This window comes from Streptomyces sp. NBC_00443 (genome assembly GCF_036014175.1).
Lineage (GTDB): Bacteria > Actinomycetota > Actinomycetes > Streptomycetales > Streptomycetaceae > Streptomyces.
On sequence record NZ_CP107917.1, the window covers coordinates 8,984,810 to 9,008,284 of the forward strand.

General features: G+C 72.4%; 9 protein-coding genes and 3 pseudogenes. 10 read left to right on the forward strand and 2 right to left on the reverse strand.

Features of this window, described 5'->3' with window-relative positions; genetic code table 11:
- Positions 1 to 36: 36 nt before the first annotated feature.
- From OHO27_RS40965 to OHO27_RS41005, 9 genes and pseudogenes are all read left to right on the forward strand, one after another.
- Positions 37 to 12,321, forward strand: coding sequence for an SDR family NAD(P)-dependent oxidoreductase (locus tag OHO27_RS40965; RefSeq protein WP_328429978.1), 12,285 nt, complete (start codon positions 37 to 39; stop codon positions 12,319 to 12,321).
- Positions 12,318 to 13,814: an HAD-IIIC family phosphatase gene (locus OHO27_RS40970; protein WP_328430707.1), complete on the forward strand. Its 1,497-nt coding sequence runs from the start codon at positions 12,318 to 12,320 to the stop codon at positions 13,812 to 13,814. Before OHO27_RS40965 ends, OHO27_RS40970 begins: the two co-directional genes overlap by 4 nt.
- Positions 13,815 to 13,875: 61 nt before the next feature.
- Positions 13,876 to 14,268: pseudogene (locus OHO27_RS40975) on the forward strand (acyl carrier protein); the annotation flags it as partial.
- A 421-nt stretch (positions 14,269 to 14,689) separates the two neighbouring features.
- Positions 14,690 to 16,384: an SDR family oxidoreductase gene (locus OHO27_RS40980; protein ID WP_443059738.1), complete on the forward strand. Its 1,695-nt coding sequence runs from the start codon at positions 14,690 to 14,692 to the stop codon at positions 16,382 to 16,384.
- Positions 16,381 to 17,520, forward strand: a complete 1,140-nt coding sequence (locus tag OHO27_RS40985) for an alpha/beta hydrolase (protein ID WP_328430708.1) — start codon at positions 16,381 to 16,383, stop codon at positions 17,518 to 17,520. Before OHO27_RS40980 ends, OHO27_RS40985 begins: the two co-directional genes overlap by 4 nt.
- 92 nt (positions 17,521 to 17,612) lie before the next feature.
- Positions 17,613 to 18,391, forward strand: a pseudogene (locus OHO27_RS40990) (alpha/beta fold hydrolase).
- Between the two features lie 107 nt (positions 18,392 to 18,498).
- The gene (locus OHO27_RS40995; RefSeq protein ID WP_328429980.1) at positions 18,499 to 18,852 is read left to right on the forward strand and encodes an ArsR/SmtB family transcription factor; all 354 of its coding nucleotides are present in this window, start codon (positions 18,499 to 18,501) and stop codon (positions 18,850 to 18,852) included.
- Complete coding sequence (locus OHO27_RS41000; protein WP_328429981.1) at positions 18,845 to 19,483, forward strand: SRPBCC family protein; 639 nt, start codon at positions 18,845 to 18,847, stop codon at positions 19,481 to 19,483. The genes OHO27_RS40995 and OHO27_RS41000 overlap by 8 nt, the downstream gene beginning before the upstream one ends.
- A 169-nt stretch (positions 19,484 to 19,652) precedes the next feature.
- Positions 19,653 to 21,035, forward strand: coding sequence for an endo-1,4-beta-xylanase (locus tag OHO27_RS41005; RefSeq protein WP_328429982.1), 1,383 nt, complete (start codon positions 19,653 to 19,655; stop codon positions 21,033 to 21,035).
- Positions 21,036 to 21,126: 91 nt separating this feature from the next.
- Here the strand turns inward: OHO27_RS41005 and OHO27_RS41010 are convergent, their stop codons facing one another.
- Positions 21,127 to 21,855, reverse strand: a complete 729-nt coding sequence (locus OHO27_RS41010; protein WP_328429983.1) for a lipoprotein — start codon at positions 21,853 to 21,855, stop codon at positions 21,127 to 21,129.
- Between the two features lie 104 nt (positions 21,856 to 21,959).
- Here OHO27_RS41010 and OHO27_RS41015 point away from each other — a divergent pair, with 104 nt between their 5' ends.
- On the forward strand, positions 21,960 to 22,751 hold the full coding sequence (locus tag OHO27_RS41015; RefSeq protein ID WP_328429984.1) for a maleylpyruvate isomerase family mycothiol-dependent enzyme: 792 nt from the start codon (positions 21,960 to 21,962) through the stop codon (positions 22,749 to 22,751).
- Position 22,752: 1 nt separating this feature from the next.
- On the opposite strand, the pseudogene OHO27_RS41020 reads toward OHO27_RS41015, so the two are convergent.
- Positions 22,753 to 23,381, reverse strand: a pseudogene (locus OHO27_RS41020) (NADPH-dependent F420 reductase).
- Between the last annotated feature and the right edge of the window lie 94 nt (positions 23,382 to 23,475).

Here is a 23,475-nt window from a genome sequence, read left to right on the forward strand (position 1 = left end):
CAGCACTTGCCCGAATCCACGAGGACACCTGTCTACATGCCTGCGCACGAGTCCCCGAAGCAGTCCTTCGAGCCGTCCCTGACCACACCGGAGCAAGTGCGGGCCTGGCTGGAGTCGGCCGTCGCCGAGGCGGCCGGGCTCACCCCGCCGGCCGTCGACCCGGACCGACCGATCGCCGAATTCGGGCTGGGATCAAGGCAGTTGGTGACCCTGGCCGCCGAGCTGTCCGCGCTGACGGGCCGGACCCTGGACCCCTCGCTGGTCTTCAACCATCCGACCATCACGGCCCTCGCCGGGGCGGTGTTCGACGACGGGCCCACGCAGGCGGTGACCGCGGCACCCGCCCGGGCCGGAGCGGCCGGGCGGCAGGACGACGACATCGCCATCATCTCCATGGCCTGCCGCTTCCCCGGCGGCGCCGACGACCCCGAGGCCCTCTGGCGGCTGCTGGGCACGGGCGAGGACGCCATCACCGAGGTACCGGCGGGCCGTTGGGACACCCAGGGGCTGCACGACCCCGACCCGGAGGCCACCGGCAAGGCGTACTCCCTGCGCGGCGGCTACCTCGCCGGCATCGACCGCTTCGACGCGCCCTTCTTCGGGATCTCGCCCCGTGAGGCCGCGGCCATGGACCCCCAGCAGAGGCTGCTCCTGCAGACCAGCTGGGAGGCGCTCGAGCGCGCCGGGATCGTCCCGGACACGCTGAACGGCAGCTCCACGGGTGTCTACATCGGCCTGTACGACAGCGGCTACCTCGCCTCGGCCGCCCTGGACCAGCTCGACGGGCACGTCGGCACCGGCTCGGCGTCCAGCGTGGCGTCCGGCCGTATCGCCTACACCCTCGGCCTCCAGGGGCCGGCGGTCACCGTCGACACCGCCTGCTCGTCCTCCCTGGTGGCCCTGCATCTGGCGGCTCGGGCCCTGGCCGGCGGCGAGTGTGACCTCGCGCTGGCAGGCGGGGCGACGCTGCTGGTGACGCCGCGGGGGCACGTCGAGTTCAGCAGGCTGCGCGGACTGTCGCCGTCCGGGCGGTGCAGCCCGTTCTCGGCCGGCGCGGACGGCGTGGTGTGGGCCGAGGGCTGTGGCGTCGTGCTGCTCAAGCGGCTGGCGGACGCGCGCCGCGACGGCGACCGGATCCTCGCCGTCGTCAAGGGCTCGGCGATCAACCAGGACGGCCGCAGCCAGGGCCTCAGCGCCCCCAACGGCCCAGCCCAGGAACGGGTGGTGAGGGCCGCGCTCGACACGGCCGGGCTCCAGCCGCACGACCTGGACCACATCGAGGCGCACGGCACCGGAACCCCGTTGGGCGACCCCATCGAGGGCCGCGCCCTGGCCGCCGTCTTCGGCCCCGACCGCCCCGCCGACCGCCCTCTCGGCGTCGGCTCCCTGAAGTCCAACATCGGCCACACCCAGGCCGCCGCGGGCATCGCCGGCGTCATCAAGACCGTGCTGGCCCTCCACCACCAGCGGATACCGGCGTCCCTGCACGCCGAGACCCCAACCGAGCACATCGACTGGGCGCACGGCGGTCTGCGTGTCCTCGGCGAGGCCCAGGCCTGGCCACGGGACCCCGAGCGGGTGCGACGCGCCGGCGTGAGCGCCTTCGGCATCAGCGGCACGAACGCCCATGTGGTGCTGGAGGAGGCGCCCGAGGAGCAGCCGCAGCCCTCTGGCGACCTTCCCGGTTCGACTCTCTTCCCGCTCTCCGCCCGCACCCTCCCCGCACTCCGGGGACAGGCCGGACGCCTTCTCGAAACGCTCGCCCAGCAGCCCGAGTTGCCGTTCCCCGCCGTCGCCGCGACCCTGGCCCACCACCGCACCCACTTCGAGCACCGAGCCGTCCTCCAGGCGAGCGACCGCGACGAACTGCTCACCGCGCTACGAGCCCTCGCCGACGACGGGCCCGGCACCGAGCCCGTGATTGCCCCACAACAAGTCGCCTCCGCGGGCAAGTTGGCGTTCGTGTTCCCCGGGCAGGGATCCCAGTGGGCGGGCATGGCACGCGATCTCCTCGACCGGGACCCCGTGTTCGCGGACGAACTGGACCGCTGCGACGCCGCCCTGCGCCCGTTCACCGACTGGTCGGTGACGTCCGTCCTGCGCGGCGACGCGGGCTCCCCGGCCCTGGACCGCGTGGACGTCGTCCAACCGGTCCTGTTCGCCGTGATGGTGTCCCTCGCTGCCGTGTGGCGCGCCCGTGGCATACGGCCGGACGCGGTCGTCGGGCACAGCCAGGGCGAGGTCGCCGCGGCCTGCGTCGCCGGAGCGCTCAGCCTCAACGACGCCGCGGCCGTGGTCGCCCTGCGCAGCCAGGCCCTGACCGAACTGTCCGGGACCGGCACGATGGCCGTCGTCGCGCTGCCGCACACCGAAGTCGAGGCCCGACTCGCCGACCACGGCGGCGAGATCGGTGTCGCCGCCGTCAACAGCGGCCGCTCGACCGTCATCGCCGGTGCCGTCGACGCCGTGGAAGCCCTCCTCGCCGACCTCGACCGGCAGCAGGTGTTCGTCCGTCGCCTCGACGTCGACTACGCCTCCCACAGCACCCAGGTCGAGCCGGTCCGCGCGACGATCCTCGACGAACTCGACGGCGTCGTCACCTACCCGACGTCCGTCGCCTGGTACTCCACGGTCACGGCCGAACCGGTCACCGAGGAACTCGAAGCCGACTACTGGTACACCAACCTGCGCGAACCCGTCCGCTTCGCGCCCACCGTCGAGCGGATGGCCGCCGACGGCTACCGCTACTTCGTCGAACTGAGCCCGCACCCCGCACTGCTCACCGCACTGAGCACGATCGACGAGGACCTGGTCGCGGTCGGATCGCTGCGCCGCGACGAGGACGGCCCCGCCTGCCTGGACCGCGCCGCCGCCGAGCTCCATGTCCACGGACGGCGACTCGACTGGCGTCGCCTGGTCCCGCACACCACCCCGGCGGATCTGCCGACGTATGCCTGGGACGCGCAGCGCCACTGGATCGAAGCCGCCGCCTCCGCGACCGCCCCCGGCCTCTTCGACCGTGCCGCGCACCCGTTGCTCGGCATCCAGCTCCAGTCGGCGGACGAGACCCGCTGGACCTTCCGCAACGAGTGGTCCCCGGCCACCGCGGACTGGCTCGCCGACCACAAGGTCTTCGGCCGGACCGTCGTCTCGGGCACCACCCTGATGGAGCTCTGCCGCGCTGCCCTCGCCGTGGCCCGCCCCGACACCCCTGCCGACGTGACCGACCTGCTCCTCCTCGCACCGCTCGCCCTGCCCGGCACCGGCACGGCAGAGGTGTCCGTCGAGGTGGTCACCGCCGGGACGGTGCCGGAGATCACGGTCCACAGCCGGCCACGCGGCCAGGAAGCCACGGACTGGATCCTGCACGCCACCGCGTCCGCCGCCGAGTCGGCTGCCGCGACCGACCAGCCTCCGACCTGGCCCGAGACCGTCGAACCGGCCTGGAGCGAGGACACCTACGAACGGCTGACCGAGCTCGGCCTCGGCTACGGTCCGGCCTTCCAGGGCGTACGACGGGCCGCCGTGACCGGCGACGGGACCCTGATCGCCCACCTCTCGCTGCCGCCCGCGGCCCGTGACACGGCCGACCCCTACCCGGTGCACCCGGCGCTCCTGGACGCCGCTCTCCACGTCGCCGCAGCCCTCGACAGCTCCGACCGGCGGGTCCTGCTGCCGGTCGCGATGGCCCGCTGCGTGCTGCCTCCCGTCGGCGCGACGGACCTGACCGCGACCGTCCGCCGCACAGGCGGGTCCGGCACGGACCTCACGCTGGACGTCACCCTGTGGGACGCCGACGGCTTCCCGGCAGGCCGACTGGAGGGCGTACGCCTCCGGGCCGTGGACCCGGCCGACCTGGCCGGCGCCTCGGAGAACGCCCGGCACCTGTACGAGGTGACGTGGACGGCCGTACCGGAGCAGACGGCGGCCGTACCGGAGCGGCCGGCCGAGGCGCCCGGCACCGCATGGGCCGTCCAGGGCGACGAGTCGGACCCGGCCGTCGCGGCTGCCCTGCACGACCTGCGCGCGGCCGGCATCCAGGTCTCCGACGAGGGCACCGACACCGTCGTACGGTTCTGGCCCCGACCGGCGGTCGGCAGCGAACCGGCCGTCACTGCACATGAGTTGGCAGCCACGGCCCTCACCGAACTCCGGACGCTGATCGCACTGCCGCCCGGCGAGGCGCCCGCACGCATCATCTGGGTGACCCGAGGGGCGATCGCAGCCACCGACGGGGACACCGTCCCCGACCCCGCCCAGTCGGTGCTGTGGGGCCTGGCCCGCAGCGCCCGCACCGAGCACCCCGACCTCGGGCTGACCCTGCTCGACGTGGACGGCAGCGACGAGCCGCCTCTGCTCACCACTGTGGCTCACGCCGACGAGCCGGAACTCGCGCTGCGCGGAGGCGAGTTGCTCGTGCCACGCCTGGTGCGTGCCCGTCCCGCACCTTCCGGCCGGCCCGCGGCTCCGATCCCCACCGACGGCACGGTGCTGGTCACCGGAGGCCTCGGCGCGGTGGGCCGCAACATGGCCCGCGTTCTGGCGGAGAACGGCGTCCCACGCCTGCTGCTGACGTCCCGGCGAGGCGCTGCCGATCCCCGCGCGACCGAAGTGACCGCCGAGTTGGCCGCGTTCGGCGCCGAGGTGGAGATCGCCGCGTGCGATGTCGCGGACGAGACGGCTGTGGCGGGCGTACTGGCACGCTTCGGCGACGAGTCTCCGCTGCGCGGCGTCGTCCACTGCGCCGGAGTCCTCGCCGACGGCGTGACGGCCGAACTGACCCCCGAGCGGCTCGCCCACGTGCTGCGCCCCAAGGTCGACGGCGCCGCTCACCTGCACCGGCTCACCGCCGCCCACCCGCTCGGCCTCTTCCTCCTGGTCTCCTCGGCCGCGGGCGTCGTCGGCAACGTGGGCCAGGCCAATTACGCCGCCGCCAACGTCTTCCTCGACCAACTCGCCCACCACCGGCGCGCCCTGGGCTTGCCCGGCACCTCGGTCTCCTTCGGCGCCTGGGCGGGGGAGGGGCTCGCCGCCGAGCACGCCGACCTGGAGCGGATGGCCCGGCTCGGCCACCGCGCCATCACCCCCGACCAGGGCCGCGAGCTGACCGAGCTGTCCCTGCGGCGCGGCGGCGCGCACCTGGTGGCCTGGGCTCTGGATCTGCCCCGCCTCAGGGCCGCTGCCCCGACGGGAGCACTGTGGCGCTCCCTGCTCCCCGCACCCCCCTCCGCCCGGACCGGCAGGCACAGCCTGGCCGACCGTCTGGCCCGGCTCCCGGAGCCCGAACGCGCCGCACGTGTCCTCGCCCTGGTCCGTGAGGAGGCCGCCCACGCGCTCGGCCTGCGCTCTGCGGAGTCCGTCCGTCCCGACCAGCCGCTCCGCGACCTCGGCATGGACTCGGTGACGGCGGTCGACCTGCGCAACCGCATCAGCACCCGTATCGGCAGCAAGCTCCCCGCCACCCTCCTCTTCGACCACCCCACGCCCACCCGCCTCGCCGAGTACCTGCTGGCGGGCGCCCTCGCGACCGCGGGCCGTACGAGTCAGAAGCCCGGACCCGGGACCACGGCCTCGCGGGGGCCGTCCCCGGACGAGCCCGTGGCCCTCGTCGCCATGGCCTGCCGGGTGCCCGGCGGGGTGAGCGACCCGGAGGGCCTGTGGCGCCTCGTCGCCGAGGGCCGGGACGCGGTCGGACCGTTCCCGGCAAGGCGGTGGGACGTCGAGTCGCTGTACGACCCCGACCCGGACGCGCTGGGCAAGTCGTACGCCCGCGAGGGCGGGTTCCTCGACGACATCGACGCCTTCGACGCCGCCTTCTTCGGCATCACCCCGAAGGAGGCTGCGGCCATGGACCCGCAGCAGCGGCTGCTGCTGGAGGCCGCCTGGGAGTCGCTGGAACGCGCCGGAATCGTGCCCGCCGACCTCGCGGGCAGCACGACGGGTGTGTACGTCGGCATGTTCGGCAGCGACTACCTGTCCGGCACCCGGCTGGACCAACTGGACGGCTACGTCGGTACGGGCTCCGCGCTGAGCGTGGCCTCCGGCCGGCTGGCGTACACGCTCGGGCTGAACGGCCCGGCCCTGACGGTGGACACCGCGTGCTCGTCGTCTCTGGTGGCCGTGCATCTGGCAGCCCAGGCGCTGCGGGCGGGGGAGTGCGATCTGGCGCTCGCCGGCGGCGTCACGCTGATGGTCACGCCGCAGACCTTCGTCGAGTTCAGCCGGCTGCGCGGCCTGTCCCCGACGGGCCGCTGCCGCTCCTTCTCCGATGCCGCCGACGGCGCCATCTGGGCCGAGGGCGCCGGCATGGTCGTACTGAAACGACTGAGCGACGCCCGGCGGGACGGCGACCGGATCCTGGCCGTGCTGCGCGGCACCGCCGTCAACCAGGACGGCCGCAGCCAGGGCATGTCCGCGCCGAACGGACCCGCGCAGGAGCAGGTGATCCGGCGGGCCCTGGAGCAGTCCGGCCTCGGGCCCGCCGACATCGACTACGTCGAGGCGCACGGCACGGGCACGACCCTCGGCGACCCGATCGAGGCGAACGCCCTCGCGGAGGTCTTCGGCGCCACTCGCACCGACGAGCGCCCGCTGTACCTGGGCTCGCTGAAGTCCAACATCGGGCACGCGCAGGCGGCTTCGGGCGTGATCGGCCTGATCAAGGTGGTGCAGTCCCTGCACCACGAAACCCTCCCGCGCACCCTGCACGCGGACACGCCCAGCCGCCACGTCGACTGGACCGACAGCGGCTTGCGCCTACTGCGGGAGGAGACGGCCTGGCCCGCGTCGGCAGGGCGGGTACGGCGTGCCGGTGTGAGCGCCTTCGGGATCAGCGGCACCAACGCCCACGTGATCGTGGAGGAGGCCACCCAGTCGCCGGTGACAGAGACTGCCGCCGAACTACCCGCCGGACAGCGGCTGTTCGTCCTGTCCGGCCGCAGTGAGGACGGCCTGCGCGGACAGGCAGCCGCCCTGGCCCGTCACCTCGCCGAGGACACCGGCCCCGCCGCGCTGCCGGACCTGGCCCACACCCTGGCCCGCCACCGCACCCACTTCGAGCGGCGCGCCGCGATCCTGGCGGAGAGCCCGGACGAACTGCGCTCCGTCCTGCGCGAGTTGGCTGCCGGGCAGGTCACCCTGCCGCCGTTCCGGGAGGAGCAGACGGGCAAGGTCGCTTTCGTCTATGCCGGACACGGCGGCCAATGGCCCGGCATGGGCCTGGACCTGATGACCCAGTCGGAGGCGTTCCGCGAGGAGCTCACCCGGATCGACGAGGCCGTCCAGCGGCACGTCGGCTGGTCGGTGCTCAACGCGCTGCGTGCTCCCGAGGAGTTCACCCCTCTGGAGCGGACCGAGTATCTGCAGCCGACGCTTTTCGCGGTGAACGCGGCCCTGACGGCCGCCTGGCGCTCGCTCGGCGTCACCGCGGACGCCGTGATCGGGCACAGCCTGGGCGAGGTGGCCGCCGCTTACGGCGCGGGCGCCCTCACCCTGGACGACGCCGTGGCCGTCGTGACCGGGCGCGCCCAGGCGGTCGCACCGGTCGCGGGCAAGGGCGGCATGCTGTCCCTGGACCTGCCGCGCCCGCGCGTCGAGGAACTCCTCGCGCCGTACGCCGGACGGCTGTTCGTGGCCGCCGTCAACAGCCCGCACTCCACGGCCGTGTCCGGTGACGGCGAAGCGCTGGCCGAGCTGCGCCGGAGCCTCGACGAGCAGGGCATCGAGGCGCGGTCGCTGTCCACCCCGTTCGCCTCGCACACCCCGCTGATGGCCCCGCTTCGCGAGGAGTTGCTCGACCGCTGGTCCGGCATCCGGGGCAGCGGAACCACCATCCCGCTGTACTCGACGGTGCTGGCCGAACCCGTGCCAGGAGACCGTCTGGACCCCGCCTACTGGTACGCCAACCTCAGCGAGCCCGTCCGCTTCGCCGACACGATCCGCCGCATGCTGGACGACGGCTACCGCTACTTCGTCGAGCTGAGCCCGCACCCCTCGCTCGGCTCGTCCATCGAAGCGGTGGCCGCGGACGCCGGAATCGACGCGGTGAGCGTCGGCTCGCTGCGCCGCCAGCTCGGCGGACGGGACGTACTGCTGCGCAGGCTCGGGGAGTTGTACACGGGCGGCCACACACCCGACCGGCGGGCGCTGTTCCGCGAGGGCCGGCGCGTCGACCTGCCCACCTACGCCTTCGCCCGCGAACGACACTGGCTCGCGCCGGCCCCGGCCACCGCGACCGGCGCCTCGCCGCTCCTCGGCACGCACGTCGAGGCCAGCGACGAAGCCGACCGGCACCTCTTCCAGAGCGAGGTGGACCTCCGCGACAGCCGCTTCGCCTATCTGACCGACCACCGGGTCACCGGCGAGGTCTGGCTGCCCGGCGCCGCCTTCCTCGGCATGGCACTGGAAGCCGCGTCCACCGTGCAGGACGGCGGCGACGTACGGCTCGCCGACGTCAGGTTCCTCCAGGCGCTGCGCCTCGACGAGTCCCGGCCGACCCGGCTGCAACTGGTCCTGCGGCCCGCGAAAGACGGCTTCCGGGACTTCACCATCGCCTCGGCGCCCACCGGCGGCGAACAGCGTGCTCCCTGGGAACGCCACGTCGCCGGACGTATCGCAGTCACCGCCGTCGCTGAGGCAGAGCCCGCCGAGCCCGGTGCCGAGGCCGGCGCGTCACTCGCCGCGCTGCGCGAGCAATGCACCGAGCAGGTCGATCTGCCCGCCGTCTACGGCGCCCTCGCCGCCCTCGGCATCGACTACGGCCCCGCCTTCCGAGGCCTGGAGTCGGGCTACCGAGCCCCATCCACCGCCCTCGCCCGACTGGCCGACAAGCCCGCCGCCGGTCATCTGCTCCACCCGGCCGTCCTCGACGCCGCCTTCCACACGGCCGCCCTGCCTGGTGAGGCCCCCGAGGGGCGGGCGTTCATCCCTGCCGGGGTCGCCCGACTCCGCCACACCGGTCTCCGCTCAACGCCCGCCTGGGTGACCTGCGAGCTGCGATCCGTATCCGGCGACACCGCGACGCTCGACCTGCGGCTGTACGACGAGAAGGACCAGCTCCTCCTGGAAGCCGAGGAGTTCGAGCTGGCCGCGCTCTCACCCCTGGACGGCGCCCTGTTCGAGACTCGCTGGCAGCCCCGCCCGATCGCCAACGAGCCCCCTTCGCACGACAGTTGGCTGATCCTGTCCGACGAGTCGGGCGTGGCGGCCCAGCTTGTCGAGCGACTGGGCACGTCGGTGTCGTATGTGATCGCCCGCAGAGGCCAGGAGTTCTCCGCCGAGGGCCCCGGCCGCTACGTCCTCGACCCGGCCGACCCGCAGCATCTGCGCCGCCTCCTCGACGAGGCCTTCGCAAGCGAACCGCCCGAGCGTGTCGTCCAGTTGACCGCACTCGACGCTCCCGCGATCGAGGACGCCGACACAGCCGAGCTGGCGGCGCGGCTGTGCTGCCTGAGCACCCTCCATCTGGTGCGCACGTTCGCCGAGCGGGCGCAGGGACCGGCGCCCCGGCTCTTCCTCGTAGCGCGAGGCAGCCAAGCCGCGGGCGACAGCACGCAGGTGACGCACCCTCAGCAGGCGCTCGCCTGGGGCTTCGGCCTCGCCGCGGCCCAGGAGCACCCGGAACTGAGGACCACCCTCATCGACCTCCCGGCGACGGACGGCGTCGACGCCCTGTGGACCCAGCTGAGGCACGCCGACGACGAACGGCTCGTCGCCCTGCGCGAGACCGGACGGCTGGTGCCTCGCCTGACCCGCACCCGCCCGGACGACGCCGGGCACGGCGCCACCACCCCGGACGGCGTGTATCTGATCACCGGTGGCCTGGGCGGTCTCGGGCGGGTCGTCGCCGAGCGTCTGGTCCGTCGCGGCGCCCGCCGGCTGGCCCTGATGAGCCGGAGCGCGCCTGCCGCGGAGGCCATGGGCTGGATCCAGGGACTCGAAGAGCGGGGCGTGACGGTGCACTTGGCCCGCGCTGACGTCGCCGACCGCGACGGACTGGCCGCCGCCCTGGACGCCGTACGACACGCACTCGGCCCGATCACCGGGGTCGTTCACGCGGCCGGGGTCCTGGACGACGCCACCATCGCCAACCTGACCGACGAGCGCGTCCTGCGCGTCCTCGGTCCCAAGGTCCTGGGCACCGCCCTGCTCACCGAACTGACCCCGGAAGCGGCGGACTTCGTGCTGTTCGCGTCGGCAGCCGGTCTGCTCGGCTCGGCCGGACAGAGCCCGTACTCGGCGGCGAACGCCTTCCTCGACGCCTGGGCGCACCACCTCTCCCGCACGGACCGCCGTGCACTGAGCCTGGACTGGGGCGCCTGGTCCGGAGTGGGCATGGTGTCCGAGTCCGGCGTCCGCGAGGCGGAGACCGGCCGCTCGGGCCTGGTCGCCTTCTCGGCACAGGACGGCGGCGAGCTGTTCGAACGCGTGCTGAGCACCGGCCGCCGCCAGCTCGCCCCCATGGCCCTGGACTGGGAGATGCTGTCCCTCGACCCGGATACGGCCCGCACCCGCCCCATCCTGGCCGACCTGGTCACCGTCCCCACCGGTACGCCCGGCGCGGACGACCTGGTCAAGAAGGTGTTCGCGGCGACGACCGACACCGAGCGGACCGCACGCCTGGAGGCATACGTACGCGCCAGGGTCGGCGAGGTAGCCGGCGGCGCGGTCCAGGTCTCCGCCACCACGGCCCTGAAGGAACTCGGCCTCGACTCCCTCATGCTCGTGCGGCTGCGCAACGCCTTCGCCCGTGAACTCGGCGTCGAACTCCCCGCGGCCACCGTCTTCTCGGCCGCCGACATGCGCGGCCTCGCCCAGGCCCTGAGCACGGCGCTGCCCGAACGGCGGACCACGGCACAGGACGAGAAGCCGCAGCACACCGCCGAGGTACCGGCGACCGAAGTGCATCCCGCGACCCGCGACGTCGTACGGCTGCTGCGCAGCGCCCAGCCCGGCATGCCGGACGCGGCCCACGCCGTCGGCCTCGCCGTACGCCTCACCACGCCGACCACCCCCGAGGCGCTCACCGGCATCCTCGGCGGCCTCACGGCACGGCACGCGGCCCTGCGCACCGCCATCGTCCCCGCGGCCGAGGGCGGGCGCGAGCTGCGGGTGCACCGCGAACTGCCGGAACCGCTGCTGCGCTGGACGGCCGTACCGGACGAGGTCTCCTGCGACGCCGCCGACCGGCTGCGCGAGCTCCTTGAACCGCCGTTCGACCTGGCTGTCGCGCCGCTGTGGCGCTTCGAGCTGCTGGACGGCGGCGAGCGCGGCCAGACGCTGGTGTACGGCGCTCACCACGCGGTCAGTGATCTGCAGTCGCTGCTGCTGGTGGCGAGCGAGATCGACGCCGAGCTGGCCGGCAACGTGCTCGGCGACTCGGTCACCAACCGAGACATCGCGCTGCTGATCGAGGCCCAGCAGACCGGCGAGCAGGCTGCCGCGCGCGGCGAGGGGGAGGCCGGGAGCCGAGCCGACGGCCGGGCCGAATCCGACGAGTGGCGCGAGGCCTTCCACGGCAGCGCGCGCCTCGACCTCACCCTCAGCCGGTCGCGGCCCGACACCCGCTCGTACCGCGCCGGCAGCGTCACCGTGCCCATTCCCGACGGGCTCACGGACCGCATCTCGGCCGCCGCGAGCCGTCTGGCCGTGACCCCGGCCGCCTTCTGCCTCGGCACCCTGACGGTCCTGCTGGCCAGGAAGCGCGAGCTCGAACGCTTCGTCCTCGCCGTGCCCGTCGACACCCGCATCCACGCCGACGCGTACGACGCCTTGGGCTTCTTCGGCGTTCCGGTGCCCTTCCCGGCCGAGGCGAGCGCGGGCGAGCCCGTCGAGGAGGTGCTGCGCCGCACCGACGGGCGGCTGCAGAGGGTCCTGACCAAGGGCGCGATGTTCTCCGACGTACTGCCGGTGCTCGCCCAGCAGGGCCTGTACCGGGCGAACGCGCCGCTGGTGGAGGTGTACTTCAACTACGTACGCGCCGCCGGAGGGTTGACCGGCTTGGAGGTGCTGCCGGCGGGCACGGGCTACTCCGACCTCGACCTCATGGTCACCATGACGCCGGACGCGGGCCGGATCCGCCTCGACCACAACCTCGACATCCTGGACGCGGCGACGGTCGCCGAGCTGGGGAGGCGCTGGTGCGTCTGCTCGCGGAGACGGCGCAGGACGCGACGGGGCCGGTTCGTACGACACCGACACCGACATCGACGACGACACCGACACCGGCCCGCACCCTCGCCGTCGCCGCCACCTTCGCCCTCGGCAACCTGCCGCTGTTGTGCGAGACGGCGGTCAACGAGTCGGTACGGGACGGCAGCATGACGACCGTCGCCGAGGCCCCGTACCACCACGTGCTGGCCGGCCTGCGCGACCCGTCCGGCGTGTTCGCCGACCCCGGCACGACGGCGGGCGTCGTACTCCTGCGGGCGACGGACCTGCAACGCTTCGGCCCCGTCGACGACGCCCTGCTGGCCGAACTGCGCACCGCCTACCCGGCCGCCCTGCGTGCGGTGGCCGAGCGCACCCGCAAGCCGCTGATCGTCGGCTTCCTGCCCGCCGCGCCGGGTGAGGACCGTTTGCGGCGGTGGGAAGAGGGGATCGCCGCCGAGGTGGCGGAGGTGCCGGGCATCGCGGTGCTCGGTCCCGACGAGTGGACCCGCCACCATCCCGTCGAGGAACGCTTCGACGCGCGCACCGAACGCCTGGCCCACCTCCCGTTCACCCCGCACTTCCAGGCAGCCGTGGCCCTCCGCCTCGCCGAGGTCGTACGGGCGGTCCGGCGCCCGGTGCCGAAGGTGATCGCAGTCGACGGCGACGAGACCCTGTGGGGCGGCGTGGCCGGGGAGATCGGCCCCGAGGCCGTGGACCTGACCGGGCCGCGAGACCTGCTGGCCCGCCGGTTGCTGCAGTGGCGCGCGGCGGGCGCCCTGCTCGTCCTGATCAGCAACAACGACGAGGACACGGTCCGCGCCGTACTGGACCGCCCGGACAGCCCGTTGAAGGCCGAGCACTTCAGCGTGCTCTCCGCGGCCTGGGGGCCGAAGCCGACTCGCCTGGCGGACGTGGCGCAGACGCTCAACCTGGGCCTGGACAGCTTCCTGTTCCTCGACGACAACCCGGCCGAGATCGCCAAGATGCGCTCGGCGCTGCCGCAGGTGCTGTCGGTGACCAGCCCCTCGGTCGCCGAACTCCCGGAGTTCCTGCGTCGGTTGTGGCCGCTGGTACCCGCCGCCGCAACGGCCGAGGACGCGCTGCGGGCGCGGTTCTACGAGCAGGAGCGGGAGCGGGACGCCGTACGCGAACAGGCGAGCTTCGAGGAGTTCCTGGACCAGCTGGAACTGGAGGTCGACATCAGGGCCCTGGCCGACGCCGACGTCCAGCGGACGGAGCAACTCGTCGCCCGCACCAACCAGTTCACCCTCCGTGCCCGCTCCACCGACGGCGGCGACGTCGCTCGGTGGCGCGAACACGGTGAGGTCTGGACCGCATCGGCCCGTGACAGGTTCGGCGACTACGGCCAGATCGGCCTGCTCGCCCTGCACCGCCAGGGTGACCAACTCGATGTGCCGGCCTGGCTGATGAGCTGCCGTGCACTCGGCCGGGGCGTCGAGGAGCGGCTGCTGCAATGGCTGGCCGACCGCGCCGAGCAACTGGACTGCGCGAAGGTTCGCCTCACAGCGGAGCGCACGCCGCGCAACACCCCGGCCCGCCGTCTGCTGTCGGCGCTGGGCGGCGGCGACCAGGACGACGACCGACTGGAGACCGTGGTCACGCCGGAGCAACTGCGGGCGTTCCGCTCGTGGCGGCGGCAGTGACGGCCGGCATCGGACCGGCCAGTACCGATCAAGGGGCAGGGCAACACCGTGAAGGGCTCTCATGCGTGAGGTGAACGAGAACGTGTCGGCAGCCGCCGAACAGCGGGCGACCGCGGAGGAGATAGAGCGGGGTGGTCTCGGTCTGTCCGTGACCGACCTGCTCGCCAGGGTCGCGGGATCGGCTGCGCCGCCCACGCAGCCGCAGACCGCGGGACCATCAACCCCGCAGCAGACGGTCCCGAGCAGCGCGGGTGCGCCGACCGACACCGAGACCGACTCCGACTCCGACACCGGCAGCGTCACGCCGCGTGACGTGGAGACCCTTGCGGCCGCCGTCGCAGCCGTGGCCGGCCGTTACGTCCCTGCAGGGCAGCTCTCGCCCGACGTCGACTTCTTCGACGCCGGGGGCACCTCCGTCAATGCCGTGGAGCTCGTCGCCGCGCTGGAGGACGAGCTGGGCATGGAGATCGACCTGGACGAGGTGTTCGCCGACGCCCGGCCGATCAACCTGGCCAGGCGGGGGTTCGGGAGCGGCACCGGGGCCCGGGCCGACGGACCGGAAACGGCCGTACCGGAAATGCCCGTACCGGAAACGGCCGTGGCGCAAGTCGCCGTACCGCAAGCGCCCGTACCTGTGGCGGTCCGGACGGTTCAGCCCCCGGCAGCCGCGGCCCCACCCCGGCCATCACCGCCCCGCCTCCACCCCCGACCCTCGCCCGCGCCACCCCTCGGACGCCGCGGCCCGCCCCGAGGACCTCACCCAGATCCTCGCCGACCTGGCCCTCGCCGACCGGCTCCCCTTCACCGCCTCGCCCGACCCCCTCCCGCCCCGCCGCATCCTGCTGACCGGCGCCACCGGCTTCCTCGGCAGCCATATGCTCCTGGACCTGCTGCGCCACAGCGACGCCCACGTCTACTGCCTGGTCCGTGCCGCCGACGAGGAGGCGGCCGCCTCCCGGCTCGGCGACGCGCTCAAGAGCTACGCGCTGCCCTGGTCGTCAGAGGTCCGCCGCCGCGTCACCGTGCTCCCCGGCGACATGCGCGACCCCCACCTGGGCCTGTCCGACGACCTCTGGAACAGCCTCGCCCAGGAGCTGGACAGCGTCGTCGGCGTCGCGGCCGCGGTGGACTTCCTGCGCGGGTACCAGTCCCTGCGCAGCAGCAACGTCCTCGGCGCCCTCACCCTGGCCGAACTCGCCGCGACCGGACGCCCCAAGCCCCTGCACCACATCTCCTCGATCGCCGTCTTCAACGAGGTCGGCATCCCGTCCATGGGCGAGGACGACCCGTTCGCGCACATCGACCGCCTGATCGCCGGCTACGACCAGACCAAGTGGGCCGCGGAGGTCGCCCTGCGCAGGGCCCGAGACCACGGCCTGGTCGTCACCGCCCTGCGCCCCGGCGGAATCGGCGGCCACAGCAAGACCGGCGCCTACAACCCCCAGGACCTCAGCAGCGGCCTCATCTCGGCCTTCGGCCGGTTCCGCACTGTCCCCGCGTTCCGCTACCTCAACGCCGCCCCGGTCGACTGGGTCAGCCGCGTCGCGGTCGCCGCCATCTGCGAACCCGACGCCTGGGGCTTCGACTACAACCTCACCGGCGTGCCCAACACCCTCGACGACGTCGTCCAGGACATGGCGCTAGGCGGCATGCACGTCCGCGTACAGGACTGGGACGAGTGGCGCACCGACGCCCTGGCCCGTCTACAGGCCGACCCGGTCCCCGAACTGGGCTTCCTCACCCGCGTGTTGCAGAGCCCCACCGCCCTGAAGCTGTGCGAGGCGACCCTGAAGGGTCCGGCCGCCGTCGCCGACCGCACCACGGCACTGGTGGAGGCACTCGGCCTCCAGCCGGCCGCCCGCTACGACGCCCGCGCCCAGCTGAAGACGTTCGAACGCCTCGCCGGCGACGGTCTGGCCCGCCTCCCGCACAAGGACGACCAGCCCTACCTCTGGTTCGACGAGACCACCGAGGGCAGCGTCGGCCCCGTCGGCGCCGCGGCCGACATGCCTTGCTCGATGTCTCTGACCCTCTCCATCGCGAGCATGCACCAGCTGGTGACGGACCGCCGAGTCGACGTAGGCGGCCAGGTCACCTGCCCGGCCGTGCACCCCGAGCCGCTGACCGTGGAACGCGGCGACATCTGGATCCGCCCCGAGGAAGGCATCCCGCACCACCACGGCCTGCGCCACCAGCTCCTGCGCTACCGCATGGAGTTGACGGACGCCGACGGTGGCCGCTGGTGGCTGGAGGGCCACAAGTACGCCCGCGCCCGCCGCGACGTCTGGCGCCAGACCCGGGCCCTCACCGTGGAGCTCGGCCGCGAGGGCGAACCGGCGAGCCTGGCCGGCGAGGTCGTCGTCCCCGCGGACTCCTACGTGCGCGACCAGATCGACGGCATCAAGGTCGACCCGCGCCTCACCAGCCAGGAGAAACGCGCCGCCAAGCTGACCTGGCTCGCCTGGTTCGGCCTGGAGATGGGCCGCGGCCTGCTCGGCCCCTTCGCCCGCGCCGCCGCGGACCTGCTCGACCTGCGCCGTACCCAGACCCCCACGGAGCACCACCGATGATCTTCCGGACGACGAACCCCAGGACCACCAGGCCGGCCCTGCGCAAGGTCAGGACCACCACGGCCCTGCGCCCCCTCCAGCACCGCCTCGACCCGGCCAGGGTCGAGGAGATCCCGTTCCACACCAGCGACGGCGTACGCCTCGGCCTGACCCGCATCGACACCGGCGACCGGGGCCGTCCCGCTGTCCTGCTCCTGCATGGACACACCGCCTCGGCCGACATGTTCCTGCTGCCCGAGACCCGCAACCTGGTCGACGTCCTGCTGGACGCGGGCTACGAGCCCTGGCTGCTCGACTGGCGAGGCAGCTGCCGCCTCCCGTACAACGAGACGGGCCGCCGCTACACCTACGACGACGTCGCCCTGTACGACATCCCCGAGGCCGTCCGCCACATCCGCACCCGCATCGGCGACCGCCCCCTGTTCGCCGTCGCCCACTGCATCGGCTCCCTCACCCTCTCCCTGAGCATGACGGCGGGCCTGGTCCCCGGACTTGCCGGGGTGGTGTCCCAGGGCGTGTTCCTCACGCCGAAGCTCGCGGGTCGCACCTCCCTGCGCATGACGCTGGCCGGGGAGCTGCTGAAGTCCCGTATCGACCACATCCCGGTCGACTTCCGCAAGGTCGGCCTGCGGTCGAAGTACACCCCGCTGTTCGCCCTCGCCTCGCGCAAGGCGACCTGCCCGGACCCCACCTGCCAGATCCTGCACAACTCGGCGTGGGGAACCGGGGCGTCCCTTTTCGTCCACGAGCACCTGACCGACACGACCCACAACCGCCTCGCCGACCTCCTCGGCCCCGCCCCGCTCTGGATCCTGCCGCACCTGCGCCGCATCGAACTGGCCCGCACCGTCGTGCGCTGGCACGACACCGACCAGCGCTACCGGACCCTCCCGCAGAACGCCCTGGACGCGGCGGCCCGCATCGACACCCCTGTCCTGCTCCTGGCGGGCAGCGAGAACGGCCTGTGGCTCGACTCCCAGGAGCTGTGCCGCGACGTCCTAGCCCACCGTCAGCCGCAACTGGACGTGACGTACACCGAGATCCCCGGCTACGGCCACCTGGACACGTTCCTCGGCAGGGGAGCGGCCCTCGACGTGTTCGGGCACATCCTCGATTTCCTGGACGAACGGCGGTGACGGCAGGCAACGACGCCGGTTACCGTACCGATCAGTAACCAGACCCTTTATCAGTAACCAGACCGTTCCCGCCGTATCCCAGGAGGCCACCCATGCCGCAGCTCGAAGTCGACGGCGCGACGCTGACGTACGACGACGAGGGCCCCGCGAGGGCTCGGGTGTGCCCCTGGTGTTCGTCCACGGCTGGACGGCGAACCGGCATCGCTGGGACCACCAGGTGGCCCACTTCGCCGAGAAGCGGCGCGTCGTCCGGCTCGACCTGCGGGGGCACGGCGAGAGCAGCGGGGCGGGAGCGCGCACGATCGACGACCTGGCCGAGGACGTGCTTGCCCTTCTCGGTCACCTCGACGTCGAGCGGTTCGCGATCATCGGCCACTCCATGGGCGGGATGATCGCCCAGACCATCGCCCTCACCCACCCGGAACGGGTCGAGCGCATGGTGCTGGTGAACTCCATCGGCAGGATGGCCTACAGCCGGGGCCGCGCCCTGCTGATGGCCGCCTCGACGCTCGCCCCCTTCAAGCTGTTCGTCGCCACCAACATCCAGCGCGCCTTCGCCCCCGGCTACCCGCGCGAGGAGATCCGCGAGTACGTCCGCGCCTCCGCCGACACCCCCCGCGAAGTCGTCATGACGCTCTACGGCGCCATGCGTGCCTTCGATGTGCTGGACCGGGTCGGCGAGATAGGCACGCCCACCCTGATGGTGCACGGCTACCACGACATACAGCTGCCCCTCGCCCAGATGCTGCGGATGGCCAAGGCCTACCCCGACGCGGTGATCCGTGTCCTGGATGCCGGCCACGAACTGCCGGTGGAGAAGCCGGCCGAACTGACCGCCGCACTCGACGGGTTCCTCACCGGCCGGGGATAGGCGGCGGAGCGCACGCGGCAGCACGGACATCCCGCTCGGGCCGCGGCCCGGCCAGGCGCACTATTTAAGCCTTGCCTTATATAAGCAGTCGCTGGCATAGTGAAGCCGTGCACGCATTCGATGTGCTGGGTGATCCGGTCAGGCGCCGGATATTGGAGCTGCTCGCGACCGGCGAGCAGGCATCGGGCGACATCAGCGCCGTGATCCAGGACGAGTTCGGAATCTCCCAGCCGGCCGTGTCGCAGCACCTGCGGGTGCTGCGCGAGAGCGGCTTCGCGTCCGTGCGGGCGGAGGGCACGCGCCGGCTGTACGCCGTCGACGCCGCGCCGCTGCGCGAGGTGGACGCATGGCTGGAGAGGTTCCGCGGCTTCTGGGAACAGCGGCTCGACGCCCTCGGAACGGAACTCGCACGAGGCAAGCGCGAGCGCAGGCTGAGAAAGGGAGCGAGCGGGGATGAGTGAGATCGTCGACGAGTTGAACCGCCTGCACCGGCAGGTCGGTGCACGGCAGGTCGAGGCGGGCGAGGCCCGTACGGTGCTGCTGCGGCGCACGTACGACGCCGAGTTGGCCGACGTGTGGGACGCGGTGACGTCGCCTGAGCGGATCAGCCGCTGGTTCCTGCCCGTCAGCGGGGAGTTCAAGGTCGGCGGGCGCTACCAGCTGGAGGGCAACGCCGGTGGCGAGATCCTCGAATGCGAGGAGCCCACGCGGCTGCGCGTGAGCTGGCTGTACGGGCCCGACCCGGGGTTCAGCGAGGTCGAGGTGCGGATCACGCCGGAGGGCGAGGAGGGCACGGTGCTGGAGCTGGAGCACGTGGCCGTCGTGCCGGACGAGTTCTGGGACCAGTTCGGACCGGGGGCCGTGGGCGTCGGCTGGGACCTCGGGCTGATGGGCCTCGCCATGCACCTCGCCGGCGGCGGGATGAGCAAGGAGGAGTCCGAGGCCTGGCAGCTCTCGGACGAGGGCAAGGCGTACGCGACCCGGTCCGGCGAGCTGTGGGGCGAGGCCTACACCGCCTCGGGCGCCGATGGACAGGTCGTGGCGGCCACGACGACGGCGACGATCGCGTTCTACACCGGAGCGGGGTCGTAGAGCGGCTCGAAACTTTCGAACCGTTGATGGGTGTCGTGGAGGGGCTTTCTTGAGCCAACTGAGGTCGGTGGGTGTGCAGTCTGTTGACGGCACTGGGTGTCGCTCCTAGGGTCTGCCGCGAAATTCGGAAATCCGTCCGAAACTTTCGAAGCCCCAGGAAGGGGACGAGATGGTGACCCGCACATCCATCGACCCGCCTCCCGAGCGTCGCCCTCGCCGCTCGCGCACCCGCACCGCACTGGCCCTCGGCATGGCGGGCCTGCTCGCCGCCGGCGGCGTCACCGCCCTCGCGGGCACCGCCGAGGCCGCCGGCACGCTCGGCACCGCGGCAGCCGAGAAGGGCCGCTACTTCGGCGCCGCCGTCGCCGCGAACCACCTGGGCGAAGCCCCGTACGCCTCGACGCTCAACACCGAGTTCAACTCGGTCACGCCGGAGAACGAGATGAAGTGGGACGCCACCGAGCGCACCCGCGGCACGTTCACCTTCGGCTCCGCCGACCAGGTCGTGAACCACGCCCAGAGCAGGGGCATGAAGGTCCGCGGCCACACGCTGGTCTGGCACTCCCAGCTGCCGGGCTGGGTCGCCGGCCTCGGCACCGCAGACCTCAGATCGGCGATGAACAACCACATCACGCAGGTCATGCAGCACTACAAGGGCAAGATCCACTCCTGGGACGTCGTCAACGAGGCCTTCCAGGACGGCAGTAGCGGCGCGCGGCGCAGCTCGCCCTTCCAGGACAAGCTGGGCAACGGCTTCATCGAGGAGGCGTTCCGCACCGCCCGCGCCGCGGACCCCGCCGCCAAGCTCTGCTACAACGACTACAACACCGACGGCGTCAACGCGAAGAGCAATGCCGTCTACAACCTGGTCAGGGACTTCAAGTCCCGCGGCGTACCGATCGACTGCGTCGGCTTCCAGTCCCACTTCAACAGCGCCTCCCCGGTCCCGTCCGACTACCAGGCCAACCTCCAGCGCTTCGCCGACCTCGGCGTCGACGTGCAGATCACCGAGCTGGACATCGAGGGCTCGGGCACGGCACAGGCCAACAGCTACACCAACGTCACACGCGCCTGCCTCGCCGTCTCGCGCTGCACCGGCATCACCGTCTGGGGCGTCACCGACAAGTACTCCTGGCGCGCCAGTGGAACGCCCCTGCTGTTCGACGGCAACTACAACAAGAAGCCGGCGTACAACGCGGTCCTGACCGCGCTGGGCGGCTCCTCCTCCGGTGGCGGCACCCCCGGCGCCGCCTGCACGGCCACCTACAGCAAGGCCGAAGAATGGAGTGACCGCTTCAACGGCAAGGTCACCATCACCGCGGGGAGTTCAGGGATCGGCAACTGGACCGCGACCGTCACCGTGACACCCCCGCAGAAGGTCTCCGCGACCTGGAACGGCACGCCCAGCTGGGACGCCGGCGGCAACGTCATGACGATGAGGCCGAACGGCAACGGCACCCTGGCCGCCGGAGCCTCGACGAGCTTCGGCTTCACGGTCATGAAGAACGGCACCGACGCGGCCCCGGTGATCGGCTCCTGCACGGCTTCCTGACCGACCCGGAACCGGTTTCGGACCGGCACCGGACGGGCTCAGGACCGGTGTCCGGCGCGGCGGCTTCCCCTCGCGCCGGACACACCCTCGCTCAGCCGACCCGCAGCGTCTTCTTGGCCAGTTCGTATGCCGGCAGCATCGCCCGGTGTTCCTCGGTGTCCATCCCGCCGAGGTGGATGACGACCGGCCCCTTCTCGGTGGTGACGGCCAGGGCGGTCTCCTCCTTCGTCTCCTCCAGGAGCTTGCTCGTGACGAGGTACTTCACCTCGGCACCGGAGAGATCACCCGCCTTGAAGGCGCTGTACTTGGCCTTGCTCACGCTGTTCTCGTCGGCCAGGAAGGCCTCCAGCACGGTGCGTGCGTCGTCGTCGCCCGGTTCGCCCGTCCAGATACGCAGGAAGCCGATGTTCCCCGCAGGCTTCGCGTCCACCTCGCAGGCGGCCGTGACAGGGCCCTGGTGCAGCAGCGCGTCGGCGATCTCCTGGGCCAGCTCGCTGTCCTCGGAGTCGCCGGACCCCTCACCGCTGCCACCCGCCTTGTCCTTCCCCGTCCCGGCGTCGACGGCCTCCGCCTCCCAGTACTGGGCGATGTCGAAGGTGACAGGGAGCTCGCAGTCCGATCCGGCGGCGCCGATGGTGCCCCCGCGCTTCACCGCCGTATCACCGTCACTCGCCGCCTCGGCCGACGCGGACGCCGAAGTCGATGCGCTCGCCGACGCCTTCGTGTCGTCCTCGGCCGCCCCCGAACAGCCCGTCAGCACCCCTGCCAGCAATGCCACCTGCGCCAGCCGGCGCCGTACGTGTCCCGCCCCCACCAACATGGTGATCTCCCCACCCGATCCCGCTCTTTCTGATCTTGCTCAGCGGCACACAGTATCCGAGACCACTGACAAGGCGGATTCTGGCCCTGCGGCATCATGAGGCGATGACCTCGCTGCCCTTCGACCGCTACTGCGACGCGATCGTCTCCGAAACGGAGCGGCTCAACGCCCATGTGCGCGGCACGGACATGACCTCCCCGGTGCCCTCCTGCCCCGGCTGGAACCTCGGCCGGCTGTTGCGGCACGTGGGCGGCGACCACCGCTGGGCCGAGGAGATCGTACGGACCCGTGCCACCGGTCCGGTCCCCGGTGACGGCGTGAACGACGTGACCGCGTACACCCATGAGGCCGAGGCGTTCCTGGTCCCATGGCTCGTCGAGGGCGCGTCACGGCTCAGCGCCACCCTCCGCGCCGCCGGCCCCGACGCACAGGCGTGGAACCCGTCCGACGAGCGGTCGGCGCCGGTGGCGTTCTGGGCCCGGCGCATGACCTACGAGACCGCCCTGCACCGGGCCGACGCCGCCCTGGCGACGGGGGCTGACTTCGCGCTCGACGGCGACCTCGCCGTCGACGCGGTGCAGGAATGGCTGGAGTTCTCGACGTTCCCCGAGGCGTTCGAGCCGGGTCCGGACCTGCCCGAACTGCTAGGCGCGGACCGCAGGCTCCACTTCGACGCGACCGACGCCGGAGAATGGCTCGTCGACCTCACGGGCAAGCAGCCCGTCTGGCGCCCCGGACCCGGCGACGCCACCGCGACCGCGCGCGGCCCGGTGACCGACCTTCTCCTGTACTTCTACCGTCGGCCGACAGCCGCCGTCGGAACGCAGGGCGACACCGCACTCCTCGACCTCTGGCGCACGCGCGCGGGCTTCTGGCTGGAGGCGCCGGGGGAGTGACCTACCCGACTGCGGGGCGGGTGACCACCTTGATGTTGAACGCATGGGCACCCACGCCGCCCGCGATCCCCATGAAGAGCAACGCGAAGTGCTCCTGTCCGCGCGCGGTGCGGATGCCGCCGATGTCGAGTTGGGATGACGGGGCCCAGCCGAGGTCGGTGAGCAGTCGGCCGGTGGTCCGTTTGGCTTCGGCGTCGTCGCCGGAGAGGAAGACGGTGCTGGGGCCGTCGAGATCGTTCGGGGCGATCATCACGGTCGCGTCCATGGTGCACAGCGTCTTGACGACGGAGGTCAGGGGAAGGCCTCCTGGATCTGTTCACCCAGGCTGCTGTTGGGGTGGGAGAGTTCGGTGTAGTCGTCACTGAGGCCGACCCCGACATCGATCAGCAACGTGCCGGCCAGCGCCGGTGCCCCGATGGAGTGCAGCAGTTCCACGGAGACGGTCCCGGGGGTGGCGTTGACCAGAACCTCCGCGTGGGCCGCCGTCTCGCTCAGGCCTGCCACGGGGAGGCCGAGGCCCGTACGTTCCTTCGGGTTTCGTGAACCCAGTAACACGTCGTGCCCCGCGGCACGCCATCCATGGGCCAGTGCTCGTGCGACGTTGCCGGTGCCAAGCAGTCCGATACGCATGGTGTGAGGCTAGGCGGGGCGCGGGCTCGGCAGATCGGGCCGCGGGCTCAGGCCGACCGGGACCAAGGTCGTAGTTCCGTGGTCGGTCATGTGC